This is a genomic window from Streptomyces sichuanensis (assembly GCF_020328095.1).
In the GTDB taxonomy this organism is placed as follows: Bacteria; Actinomycetota; Actinomycetes; order Streptomycetales; family Streptomycetaceae; genus Streptomyces; species Streptomyces cinnamoneus.
The window spans coordinates 17,893-29,726 of the sequence record NZ_JAIXMK010000011.1; the positions used below are offsets into that span (position 1 = coordinate 17,893).

Consider the following 11,834-nt stretch of genomic DNA (forward strand, 5'->3'; position numbering starts at 1 on the left):
ACCAAGGAACCCCCTCATGCAGATCAACTGGGAAGCCCTCGGCCAGGTCTTCGGCGTCAGCCTCGTCGTGACCGTGACGCTCGTCGGCGTCTTCACCCTCGGCATCGTGGGCACCTCGTCCCGCAAGCCCCAGGAGCAGCCGGACGGCACCGTCGCCGCGCCCGTCGCCCCGGGCGCGATGATGCGCACCGGCGCGTACGCCTGCTTCGCCCTGTGCGCGGCGGCCGTCGGATACGGGATCTACCTGATCGTCGCCTGACGCGACCCCGCACGACCCGCGCACGAAGCGCCGGCCCGGCACCCGCCGGACCGGCGCTTCGTCGTTGCCGGCGTCGCCCGTGGCCCCACCCGTGACCGGCAGCCTCACCGCAGGTCAGGGTGAGTTGACTGCCCTTCCCGGGCCGTGGTGGACTTCCGGAGCCAAACGGCGACAGCAGAGGAAGCCGGTGCGAATCCGGCGCGGTCCCGCCACTGTCACCGGGGAGTGTCCCCCCACCGAGGGCCACGGTCCGCCGACGCGGGCCGGAAGGCCGGGGGCGACGCCGATCCGGGAGCCAGGAGACTCTGGTCGCCGGTCACGTCGAGCCAGGGCGCGGACCCTGAGTGAGGACACATCGCCATGCCCGGCCGCACACCTTTCGAACTCCCCCACCACCACCGCCGAGGCGTGACGGCGGTCTGACGTGATGCGTGCCGATCACATCGGTTTCGCGTGCGGTGCGGCGCTCGGCTTCGCCTGCGACCTCGTCCTGGGCGACCCCCGCCGGGGCCACCCCGTGGCCGCCTTCGGCCGCGCCGCGCACGCCGTCGAACAGCGCCTGTGGCGCGACCACCGCGGCTACGGCACCGCGCACGCCCTGCTGTGCGCCGGGGGTGCCGTGGCCGGCGCCGCGCTCCTCGCCCGTACCGCCCGCCGCTCCCGTCCCGCGGACATCGCCCTGACCGCCGCCGCGACCTGGGCCGTGCTGGGCGGCACGTCCCTGGGCCGCGAGGCGCGCGCCATCGGCGGTGCGCTCGCCGCGGGCGACCTGGACGTCGCCCGGGAGCGGCTGCCGCACCTGTGCGGCCGCGACCCGCAGGCGCTGGACGCGCAGCAGATCGCGCGGGCGGTCGTCGAATCCGTCGCCGAGAACACCTCCGACGCCGTCGTGGGCGCCCTCGTGTGGGGAGCCCTGGCCGGCGTGCCCGGCCTGGTGGGCTTCCGCGCCGTCAACACCCTCGACGCCATGGTGGGCCACAAGTCGCCCCGCCACCGGCGGTTCGGCTGGGCCTCCGCCCGGCTCGACGACGTCGTCGGCTGGCCCGGCGCCCGGCTCACCGCCGCCCTCGCCGTGCTCGCCGGCCCCGACCCGCGCCGCGCCTGGCGCGTGACCCGGCGCGACGCCTCCCGCCACCCCAGCCCCAACGCCGGTCCCGTCGAGGCCGCGTTCGCCGGCGCCCTCGGGGTGCGGCTGGGCGGCACCCTCGCCTACGCCGGCCGCGTCGAGCACCGCCCCGTCCTGGGAGCCGGGCTGCGCCCGGTGCGCACGGCCGACATCGAACGCGCGGTGCGGCTCTCGCGCAGGGTGTCCGCCCTCGCCCTGGGAGCCGCGGTGGTGGGCAGGCTCTCCCTGGCGAGCCTCACGAGGTCCGCCCTCACGAAGTCCACGATCACGACGTCCGTCGTCACGAAGTCCGCACGGACGTCCGCACGGAGGAGGAACCGGTGACAGCCGACGGGAGCGGGCCGGGCGGCCCGCTGGGCGGGGGCCTGCTGGTGGCCGGGACCACCTCGGACGCGGGCAAGAGCGTCGTCACGGCCGGCATCTGCCGCTGGCTGGTCCGCAAGGGCGTCAAGGTCGCGCCCTTCAAGGCGCAGAACATGTCGCTCAACTCGTACGTCACCCGCGAGGGCGCCGAGATAGGGCGCGCACAGGCCATGCAGGCCGCGGCCGCCCGCGTCGAGCCCAGCGCGCTCATGAACCCCGTGCTGCTCAAGCCCGGCGGCGACCGCAGCAGCCAGGTCGTCCTCATGGGCAAGCCGGTCGGCGAGCTGAGCGCGCGCGGCTATCACGCGGGCCGACAGGAGCAGCTGTTCGGCACGGTGACGGAGTGCCTGGAGGAGCTGCGGCGCACGCACGACGCGGTCATCTGCGAGGGCGCCGGCAGCCCGGCGGAGATCAACCTGCGGCGCAGCGACATCGTCAACATGGGCATCGCCCGCGCGGGCCGGCTGCCCGTCGTCGTGGTCGGCGACATCGACCGGGGTGGCGTCTTCGCCTCCTTCTTCGGCACGACGGCGCTGCTCTCGCCCGAGGACCAGGAGCTGATAGCGGGCTACATCGTCAACAAGTTCCGCGGCGACGTGACGTTGCTGGAGCCGGGCCTGGAGATGCTGCGCGACCTGACGGGGCGGCGGACGTTCGGCGTGCTGCCGTTCGCCCACGGCCTGGGCATCGACGAGGAGGACGGCCTGCGCGTCTCGTTGCGCGGCGCCGTACGGGAGTCGGTGGTGGCGCCGCCGCACGGCGCGGACGTGCTGCGGGTGGCGGTGTGCGCGGTGCCGCTGATGTCCAACTTCACGGACGTGGACGCCCTCGCGGCCGAACCGGGCGTCGTGGTGCGCTTCGTGGACCGGCCCGAGGAGCTCGCCGACGCGGACCTCGTGGTCGTACCGGGTACGCGCGGCACGGTGAAGGCCCTGGCCTGGCTGCGGGAGCGGGGGCTCGCGGACGCCCTGGCCCGCCGCGCCGCCGAGGGCCGCCCGGTGCTGGGCGTCTGCGGCGGCTTCCAGGTGCTGGGCGAGCGGATCGAGGACGAGGTGGAGTCCCGGGCCGGCGTGGTCGAGGGCCTGGGGCTGCTGCCGGTGCGGGTGCGGTTCGCCGTGGAGAAGACCCTGGCCCGGCCCGTGGGCACCGCCCTGGGCGAACGGGTGGAGGGGTACGAGATCCACCACGGCGTCGCGGACGTCCGGGGCGGCGACGAACCGTTCCTGGACGGCTGCCGGTCCGGCGCCGTGTGGGGCACCCACTGGCACGGCTCGCTGGAGAGCGACGGCTTCCGCCGGGCGTTCCTGCGCCGGGTCGCGCAGGCGGCCGGGCGGGCGTTCGTCCCGGCACCGGACACGTCGTTCGCGGCGCTGCGGGAGGAACAGCTGGACCGGCTGGGCGACTTGATCGAGGAGCACGCGGACACGGATGCGCTGCTGCGCTTGATCGAGGACGGGGTGCCGGCCGGCGCTCCCTTCATCCCACCGGGGGCGCCGTGAGCACCCGTACCGGCCCGAGTCGTTCCCCCCAGGGAGGTAACCGCTGATGTCCTCGTCCACCTACCCCTTCACCGCGGTCGTCGGCATGGACGACATGCGGCTGGGCCTTCTGCTGAACGCGATCTCGCCGTCGGTCGGCGGCGTCCTGGTGCGCGGCGAGAAGGGGACCGCGAAGACCACCACCGTCAGGGCCTTGGCCGCCCTGTTGCCCGAGGTGGTGACCGTCACGGACTGCCGCTTCTCCTGCGACCCGGCGGCGCCCGACCCCGCCTGCCCGGACGGGCCGCACGCGGGCGGCGGGGCGCCGGAGGTCCGGGCCGCCCGCATGGTCGAACTGCCCGTCGGCGCCTCCGAGGACCGGCTCGTCGGCTCGCTCGACATCGAGCGTGCCCTGGGCGAGGGCGTGAAGGCGTTCGAGCCGGGCCTGCTGGCCGCCGCCCACCGCGGCGTGCTGTACGTCGACGAGGTCAACCTCCTGGGCGACCACCTGGTCGACTCCCTGCTCGACGCGGCGGCCACCGGCTCGTCCTCCGTCGAGCGCGAGGGCGTCTCCGTCCGTCACGCGTCCCGCTTCCTCCTGGTCGGCACCATGAACCCCGAGGAGGGCGAGCTGCGGCCGCAGCTCCTCGACCGCTTCGGCCTCACCGTGGAGGTCGCCGCCTCCCGCGAGACCGACGAGCGGGTGGAGGTCGTGCGCCGCCGCCTGGCCTACGACGAGGACCCGGCCGCCTTCGCCGCCAAGTGGGCGGCGGAGGAGGACGCGCTGCGCGAGCGCATCGCCGCCGCCCGGGCGCTGCTGCCGGACGTACGGCTCGGGGACGGCGCGCTGCGCCGGATCGCCGCGGTGTGCGCCGGGTTCGAGGTGGACGGCATGCGCGCCGACATCGTGACCGCGCGCACGGCGACCGCGCTGGCCGCGTGGGCGGGGCGTACGGACGTCACGGTGGAGGACGTGCGGCAGGCGGCGCTGCTGGCGCTGCCGCACCGGCGGCGGCGCAATCCGTTCGACGCACCGGGGCTCGACGAGGACAAGCTCGACGAGATCCTGAACGCCTTCGAGGACGACGAGCCGGAGCCCGAGCCGGACCCGGAGCCCGAGGGCCCGGAGGACGGTGGCCCCGGCGACGACGGCCCCGACGGCGGCGGGCGGCCGCCCCAGGACGGCCCGCGCCCCGACGGCACCGGCGGCCCCGACCTGCCGCAGCAGCGACAGGACTCCGGCACCCCCGCCCCGCAGCAGAGCACGCCCGACGGCGCGCCCGGCGGCAACGGCGAAGCCCCCGACGCACCCGCCGTCGCCGCGGCCGACCCGTTCCGGACCCGCAGGTTCGACGTCCCGGGGCTGGGCGAGGGCGCCGACGGCCGCCGCTCGCGCGCCCTGACCGCGCACGGACGCACGACGGGGGCGCGCCGGCCCCGCGGCGGCGGCCTGTCCACGCTGCACCTGGCCGCGACCGTGCAGGCCGCGGCCCCGCACCAGCGGGCGCGCGGGCGCAGCGGTCCCGGGCTGGTGGTCCGGCGCGACGACCTGCGGGAAGCGGTGCGCGAGGGCCGCGAGGGCAATCTGGTGCTGTTCGTCGTCGACGCCTCCGGCTCCATGGCGGCGCGCAAGCGGATGAGCGCCGTCAAGGGCGCGGTGCTGTCGCTGCTCATGGACGCCTACCAGCGGCGCGACAAGATCGGGATGGTCACCTTCCGCGGTGCGGGTGCCGAGGTGGCGCTGCCGCCGACCTCGTCGGTGGAGGCGGGCGCGGCGCGGCTGGAGAAGCTGCCGACCGGCGGCCGCACCCCCCTCGCCGCGGGCCTGCTGCAGGCGCACGAGGTGCTGCGGGTGGAGCGCCTGCGTGATCCGTCGCGCCGCCCGCTGCTGGTCGTGGTGACGGACGGGCGGGCCACCGGCGGCCCCGAGCCGCTGGTGCGCGCCGCGCACGCGGCGCGGCTGCTGGCCGGCGAGGGCACGGCGTCGGTCGTCGTGGACTGCGAGGCGGGGCCGGTCCGGCTCGGGCTGGCGGGCGAGCTGGGCCGCGCGCTGGGCGGTCCGGTGGTGACGCTGGAAGAGTTGCGCGCGGACAACGTCTCCGCGCTGGTACGCGACGTGCGTGCCGTACGGAACACCAACACGGGGAGGGCCGCGTAATGCCCAAGGGACAGCCGACCGTCGTACCGGACGACGGACTCACCACGCGCCAGCGCCGCAACCGGCCGCTGGTCTTCGTCCACACCGGCATCGGCAAGGGCAAGTCGACCGCCGCCTTCGGCCTGGCCCTGCGGGCCTGGAACCAGGGCTGGCCGATCGGGGTGTTCCAGTTCGTGAAGTCGGCCAAGTGGAAGGTCGGCGAGGAGAACGCGCTGCGCGTGCTCGGCGCGTCCGGCGAGGGCGGGACCGTCGACTGGCACAAGATGGGCGAGGGCTGGTCGTGGATCCAGCGCGATTCCGAGCTCAGTAACGAGGAGAAGGCCCGCGAGGGCTGGGAGCAGGTCAAGCGCGACCTGGCGGCGGAGACGTACAAGCTGTACGTGCTCGACGAGTTCGCGTACCCGATGCACTGGGGCTGGATCGACACGGACGAGGTGATCGAGGTGCTGCGCGACCGGCCGGGCACCCAGCACGTCGTCATCACCGGCCGCAACGCCCCGGAGAAGCTGGTGGGGTTCGCCGACCTGGTGACGGACATGTCCAAGGTCAAGCACCCCATGGACACCGGCCAGAAGGGCCAGCGGGGCATCGAGTGGTGAGTACGCACCTCCCCCGTCTCGTCATCGCCGCTCCGGCGTCCGGCAGCGGCAAGACCACCGTGGCCACGGGCCTGATGCGGGCCTTCGCGGACGCGGGCCTCGCGGTGTCCCCGCACAAGGTGGGCCCGGACTACATCGATCCGGGCTACCACGCGCTGGCGACGGGCCGTCCGGGCCGCAACCTGGACGCCTTCCTGTGCGGCCCGGAGCGGATCGCCCCGCTGCTCCTGCACGGGGCGGCGGGATGCGATCTGGCGGTCGTCGAGGGCGTGATGGGCCTGTACGACGGGGCGGCGGGGCAGGGCGAGCTGGCGTCGACGGCGCACGTGGCGAAGCTGCTGCGGGCGCCGGTGGTGCTGGTCGTCGACGCGTCGTCGCAGTCGCGGTCGGTGGCGGCGCTGGTGCACGGCTTCGCGTCCTGGGACCCGGAGGTCCGGGTGGCGGGGGTGATCCTCAACAAGGTCGGCTCGGACCGCCACGAGGTGTTGCTGCGGGAGGCGTTGGAGGAGTCGGGGGTGGAGGTGCTGGGCGCGGTGCGGCGGGCGGAGCCCGTGCACACGCCGTCCCGGCACCTGGGCCTGGTGCCGGTCGCCGAGCGGCGGGCGGAGGCGGTCGACGCGGTGGCGGAGTTCGCGGCGCGGGTCCGGGAGGGCTGCGACCTGGAGCGGCTCCTGGCCCTGGCCCGCTCGGCCCCGCCGGTGGATGCCGAACCGTGGAGCGCCTGCGGCGAGCCTCTCCCCCACCCCGCCCCTTCCCTGAACGGGGGCTCCGCCCCGGACCCCGCTCCTCAGACGACGGAGGGGCTGGATACGCACGCCGCGTCGTGCCCACCCGTTCCGCACCCGAACGGTGCCCCCGTGATCGCCGTCGCCGGTGGTGCCGCGTTCACCTTCTCGTACGCCGAGCACACCGAGCTGCTGCGCGCGGCCGGCGCGGAGGTCGTGACCTTCGACCCGTTGAGGGACGAAAAGCTCCCGGCCGGCACCGCCGGCCTCGTCATCGGCGGCGGCTTCCCCGAGATGTACGCCGCGGAGCTCTCCGCCAACGAGCCCCTGCGCCAGGCGGTGGCGGCACTGGCCCGGTCGGGCGCGCCCATCGCCGCCGAGTGCGCCGGCCTGCTGTACCTCGCCCGTTCCCTCGACGGGAAGCCGATGTGCGGCGTGCTCCCGGCGGACGCCCGCATGGGCGAGCGGCTCACCCTCGGCTACCGCGAGGCCGTGGCGATCGCGGACAACCCGCTGGCCACCGCCGGCACCCGGGTCCGCGGACACGAGTTCCACCGCACGGTGGTCGAGCCGGGTGCCGGTGCCGCCCCCGCGTGGGGCATCACCCATCCGCAGCGCCGCGTCGAGGGCTTCGTCCAGGACGGCGTGCACGCCTCGTACCTGCACGTCCACTGGGCGGGAGCCCCCGGCACGGCGGGGCGCTTCGTGGCGCGGGCGGCCGGGCGATGACCGGCGCCCTGTACGTGGGAGTCGGCAGCTGCCGCGGGGCGTCCGTCGAGGAGGTGCTCGCACTCGTCGAGCGGACGGTCGCCGAGGCCGGGACGGCCACGGTGGCGGGGCTGGCCACCGTCGACGTGCGGGCCTCCGAGCCCGCCCTGCTGGCGGCCGCCGCCCGCTTCGGCGTGCGCCTGCTCGCGTACGCCCCCCACGTGCTCGCCGCGCAACCGGTGCCGCATCCCTCGGAATCGGCCCGGCGGGCCCTCGGCACCCCGGGCGTCGCCGAGGCGGCCGCGCTGCTGACGGCGGGGCCGGGGGCCGTGCTGCTCGTCCCCAAACGCAAATCCGCGCAGGCCACGGCGGCCGTCGCGGGCCGCCCCGGGTGAACGACGCACCCGGCTGCTCAGTACCGTTTACGTCATGCACACATCCGCCGAACCCGACCTGCGGCACCACGGAGACGCCGAAGTACGCGGCATGGGAGCGGAACTGACGGACCTTGCCGTCAACGTGCGCTCCGGCACGCCGCCGCAGTGGCTGCGCGACCGCATAGCCGACTCGCTCGGCACGCTCGCGGCGTACCCGGACGGGCGGGCGGCCCGGCGCGCCGTGGCGGACCGGCACGGGCTGCCCGAGGAGCGGGTGCTGCTGACGGCGGGGGCGGCCGAGGCGTTCGTGCTGATCGCCCGGGCGCTGCCGGTACGGCGTGCCGTGGTCGTGCACCCGCAGTTCACCGAGCCGGAGGCGGCCCTGCGGGACGCCGGGCACATGGTCGAGCGGGTGGTGCTGGACGCGGCGGACGGCTTCCGGTTCGATCCGCGCGCGGTGCCGGGGGACACGGACCTGGTGGTCGTGGGCAACCCCACCAACCCGACGTCGGTCCTCCATCCCGCCCGCGCCCTGGCACGTCTCGCCCGGCCGGGACGGACGCTGGTGGTGGACGAGGCGTTCATGGACGCGGTGCCGGGCGAGCGGGAGTCCCTCGCGGCCCGTACGGATCTGCCGGGGCTAGTGGTGCTGCGCAGCCTCACCAAGACCTGGGGCCTGGCGGGGCTGCGCATCGGTTACGTGCTGGCCTCGCCCGGCACGGTGGCCAGGCTGGAGCGGGCGCAGCCGTTGTGGCCGGTGTCGTCGCCGGCGCTGGCGGCGGCGGAGGCGTGCAGTGCGCCGGCGGCGCTCGCCGAGGCCGCGCACGCCGCCGACCGGATCGCCTCGGACCGCTCGCACCTGCAGTTGCGGCTGGCGGAGTTCCCGCAGGTGACCGTGTGCGGTCCGGCGGCCGGGCCGTTCGTGCTGATCCGGGTGGCGGGGGCGGGGGCCGTGCGGACGCGGCTCCGGGGGCTGGGCTTCGCGGTGCGCCGGGGCGACACGTTCCCGGGCCTGGGGCCGGACTATCTGCGCCTGGCGGTCCGGGACCGTGCGACCACGGACCGCTTCGTCGCGGCGCTGGGCGAGGCCCTGGCGGCCGGCTGACCCCGCCGCCGCCCCGTGCGCCGGGGCGTCAGTCGTTCCCGTGCGCGTCCTTGCGGCGGCGGGCGGCGAGGAGGGCTCCGCCGCCCCCGACGACGAGCAGGCCGGCCGCGCCCGCGAGGTAGGGGGTGGCGGAGCTGCCGCCGGTCTCGGCGAGGCCGCCCTTCGCCGGTGCGGCGGCCTGATGGGCGGCGGTCTGCGGCGTGGGGCCGGTGCCGGGGGTCTCCTTCGCCGGTTCGCCCGTACCGGCGGGCGTCTCGCAGCTGGCCTGGACGAGCGTGACCGTGCCCCGCACCTTGGCGACGCCCAGGGTGAGCGGGTCGATGACGACGTCGAGCCGGAGGGCGGTGGCCGCCGCCGTGCGTGACGTGGTGTCCGTCTTCGACAGGTCCAGGCGCACGTCGCCGACGCCGGGCACGCTCACCTTGGTGGGGCCGGTGGCGCTGAGCGTGACCTTCTTGCCGAGCACCGAGACGCCGCCGAGGACGTTCGAGGTGGCGGTGGGTTTCCCGCCCGTCGTGCACGCGGCCTCGGAAGTGACCTGCTCGACCTCGATGAGGGGGCGCAGCGGGAGGCCGGGGACGTGCACGGCGGCGTGGACGAGGCGGGCGTAGCCCTTGGACCCGGTGCGGTCGGCGGTGGCGCGGGAGGTGGCGGCGTCGGCGCGCAGGATGCTGACGGGCCTGCCCTGTTCGATGCCGTCGAGGGTGACGGTGAGGGCGGTCCTGGCGGCGTCGCCCGGCGCCTTCACGTCGTTGAGGCCGGCGTTGACCGGTACGTGCGCGGCGCCGCCGAGGAGGGAGACGTCGAGGCCGGTGCGCAGCACGGTCGCCGCCGCGGTGCCGGAGTCGGTGGCGTGCGCGGGCGCGGCGCCCAGGGCGAGGGCGGTGGCCGTGGCCGTCGCGGCGAGGGCCGTGAACCGGCGTGCGGGCATGCCGGAGGAAGCGCTGGTGGTGCTGGACACGTGTGTGGAACCCCCACGGGAGAAAGGAGCCGCCGGCGCGCCAATGGGGGACATCGCGCGCCGACGGCATCGACCCCGCAATGTTCGATCACGTGAGGGTGAACGACCATATGACCAGAGGGAGTTCACTCCGAAGGATGAGTTTCGCCCAGGTATTCGATTCCCGTGTACCGGGGGCGGTTTTCCGTCACATCGGCGGACGGAGGATGATCAGTGGCGTGAAAGCAGCGATAGCGCCCCACACGGCGTGGACGTGGTCGATGACCAAGGTCGCCACAGCGGCCTTCATGGTCGAAACGGCGCTGGCGTGGGCGGGTCTGTGGATGTGGGAGTTCGTGCGTCCGACGCCGGTGCCCGAGGGCGAAGCGGGTCCCGAGAGCCCGGCCCTGGCCGTCTTCGCCCTGCCGGTCCTGCTGCCCCTCCTGGCCGCGGCGTCCCTCTGCTTCGTCTGCACGTTCGTGCTGCCCACCACCGTGCTGGCACGGCAGGCGGGCACCCGGTGGGGCGGTGCGGGGGCCTGGTGGTGGGTGCCGCCCGCGAGTGCCGTGGTGACGGCCTTCGTGGTCGCCGTGGTGGGGGCGGCGACCGGGCTGGCGCACGGGGGCGCGGCGGCGCCGGCGGTCCACCTGTGGTGGTGGCTCGGACTCACCGCGGCGACCGTCCCGGTCGCGCTGGTGACGCGCCACTCCCACCTCCGCGGCGCCGCCGGCCGGGAGCCCCTGCGAGCACGTACGGTGCTGGGCGCCGGCTGCGGGGGCGTGGCCGCCCTGTTCACGGGCGTCGGGCTGGTCGTGGCCGCCCTGGACGCCGTGTTCGGCTGACGGCCGGCCCTCACGCCACCACGCGCCCCCTCAGTACCACCCGGCGCGGCGTCCCCAGCACCCGGACGTCGGCGCGCGGATCGGCGTCGTAGACCACGAGGTCGGCCGGGGCGCCCTCCTCCAGGCCCGGGCGGCCCAGCCACGCCCGGGCCCCCCACGTCGCCGCCGACAGGGCGGCCGACGCCGGGATGCCCGCCTTGACCAGCTCCGCGACCTCCTGGCCGACCAGTCCGTGCGGGAGCGAGCCACCCGCGTCGGTGCCGACGTAGACGGGGATGCCGGCGTCGTGGGCGGCGCCCACGGTCGCGTAGCGGCGCGCGTGCAGGCGCCGCATGTGGTCCGCCCAGCGGGGGAACTTGCCCTGGCCGCCGTCCGCGAGCCGGGGGAAGGTGGCGATGTTGACCAGCGTCGGCACGATGGCCACGCCCCGCTCGGCGAAGAGCGGGATCGTCTCCTCGGTGAGGCCCGTCGCGTGCTCGATGCAGTCGATGCCCGCCTCCACCAGCGGGGCGAGCGTCTCCTCCGCGAAGCAGTGCGCGGTGACGCGGGCCCCCAGCCGGTGGGCCTCGGCGATGGCGGCCTCGACCGCGCCGCGCGGCCAGCAGGCTCCCAGGTCGCCGGTCTCGCGGTCGATCCAGTCGCCGACGAGCTTGACCCAGCCGTCGCCCCGCCGTGCCTCGCGCGCCACGTACGCCACGAGGTCCTCGGGCTCGATCTCGTGTGCGTAGTTGCGGATGTAACGGCGGGTGCGGGCGATGTGGCGGCCGGCGCGGATGATGCGCGGCAGGTCCTCGCGCTCGTCGATCCAGCGGGTGTCGGAGGGGGATCCGGCGTCGCGCAGCAGCAGCGCGCCGGCGTGCCGCTCGGTCAGCGCCTGCTTCTCGGTGGTCGCGTCGTCGACCGCGCCGTGCGCGTCGAGCCCCACGTGGCAGTGGGCGTCCACCAGGCCGGGGAGGACCCATCCCTCGACGGTGGTGACGTCCCGCGCGCCGGTGGGCCGGTCGAAGGTGATCCGCCCGCCGACGACCCACAACTCGTCGCGCACCCCGTCCAGCGGGTCCGGTCCGACGAGTATCCGTCCCTTGATGTGCAACACCGCGCTGTCGTCCATGCAGGCACTGTACGAGCCCGGCGTCCCATGACGGCGAGGGCCG

At 75.7% G+C, this 11,834-nt stretch carries 11 protein-coding genes and 1 riboswitch; of the genes, 9 read left to right on the top strand and 2 right to left on the bottom strand.

What is annotated here, in order from left to right; genetic code table 11:
* Positions 1 to 16 precede the first annotated feature (16 nt).
* The 8 genes from LE181_RS05740 (at position 17) to cobC (ending at position 8,898) form a co-directional block, all read left to right on the top strand.
* Complete coding sequence (locus tag LE181_RS05740) at positions 17 to 259, top strand: hypothetical protein (RefSeq protein WP_225660046.1); 243 nt, start codon at positions 17 to 19, stop codon at positions 257 to 259.
* Between the two features lie 178 nt (positions 260 to 437).
* Positions 438 to 564, top strand: a riboswitch (cobalamin riboswitch).
* A gap of 122 nt (positions 565 to 686) precedes the next feature.
* The gene (locus tag LE181_RS05745; RefSeq protein ID WP_225660047.1) at positions 687 to 1,709 is read left to right on the top strand and encodes a cobalamin biosynthesis protein; all 1,023 of its coding nucleotides are present in this window, start codon (positions 687 to 689) and stop codon (positions 1,707 to 1,709) included.
* A gap of 29 nt (positions 1,710 to 1,738) precedes the next feature.
* A complete protein-coding gene (locus LE181_RS05750) occupies positions 1,739 to 3,247 on the top strand; it encodes a cobyric acid synthase (RefSeq protein WP_225660131.1) in 1,509 nt (502 codons plus the stop codon).
* 46 nt (positions 3,248 to 3,293) lie between these two features.
* Complete coding sequence (locus LE181_RS05755; protein WP_225660048.1) at positions 3,294 to 5,384, top strand: putative cobaltochelatase; 2,091 nt, start codon at positions 3,294 to 3,296, stop codon at positions 5,382 to 5,384.
* Positions 5,384 to 5,983 (top strand): cob(I)yrinic acid a,c-diamide adenosyltransferase, encoded by a 600-nt coding sequence (gene cobO / locus LE181_RS05760; RefSeq protein ID WP_225660049.1) that lies wholly within the window; start codon positions 5,384 to 5,386, stop codon positions 5,981 to 5,983. The genes LE181_RS05755 and cobO overlap by 1 nt, the downstream gene beginning before the upstream one ends.
* Complete coding sequence (locus LE181_RS05765; protein ID WP_372458254.1) at positions 5,977 to 7,437, top strand: cobyrinic acid a,c-diamide synthase CobB; 1,461 nt, start codon at positions 5,977 to 5,979, stop codon at positions 7,435 to 7,437. The genes cobO and LE181_RS05765 overlap by 7 nt, the downstream gene beginning before the upstream one ends.
* Positions 7,434 to 7,811 (top strand): cobalamin biosynthesis protein, encoded by a 378-nt coding sequence (locus tag LE181_RS05770; RefSeq protein ID WP_225660051.1) that lies wholly within the window; start codon positions 7,434 to 7,436, stop codon positions 7,809 to 7,811. The genes LE181_RS05765 and LE181_RS05770 overlap by 4 nt, the downstream gene beginning before the upstream one ends.
* A 34-nt stretch (positions 7,812 to 7,845) precedes the next feature.
* Positions 7,846 to 8,898: an Rv2231c family histidinol phosphate aminotransferase CobC gene (gene cobC / locus LE181_RS05775; RefSeq protein ID WP_225660052.1), complete on the top strand. Its 1,053-nt coding sequence runs from the start codon at positions 7,846 to 7,848 to the stop codon at positions 8,896 to 8,898.
* Positions 8,899 to 8,926: 28 nt separating this feature from the next.
* On the opposite strand, the gene LE181_RS05780 is transcribed toward cobC, so the two are convergent.
* The gene (locus tag LE181_RS05780; protein WP_225660053.1) at positions 8,927 to 9,859 is read right to left on the bottom strand and encodes an SCO1860 family LAETG-anchored protein; all 933 of its coding nucleotides are present in this window, start codon (positions 9,857 to 9,859) and stop codon (positions 8,927 to 8,929) included.
* A gap of 218 nt (positions 9,860 to 10,077) precedes the next feature.
* Here LE181_RS05780 and LE181_RS05785 point away from each other — a divergent pair, with 218 nt between their 5' ends.
* On the top strand, positions 10,078 to 10,680 hold the full coding sequence (locus LE181_RS05785; protein WP_225660054.1) for a hypothetical protein: 603 nt from the start codon (positions 10,078 to 10,080) through the stop codon (positions 10,678 to 10,680).
* Positions 10,681 to 10,690: 10 nt separating this feature from the next.
* On the opposite strand, the gene LE181_RS05790 is transcribed toward LE181_RS05785, so the two are convergent.
* Complete coding sequence (locus LE181_RS05790) at positions 10,691 to 11,791, bottom strand: amidohydrolase family protein (protein ID WP_225660055.1); 1,101 nt, start codon at positions 11,789 to 11,791, stop codon at positions 10,691 to 10,693.
* Positions 11,792 to 11,834: the final 43 nt, after the last annotated feature.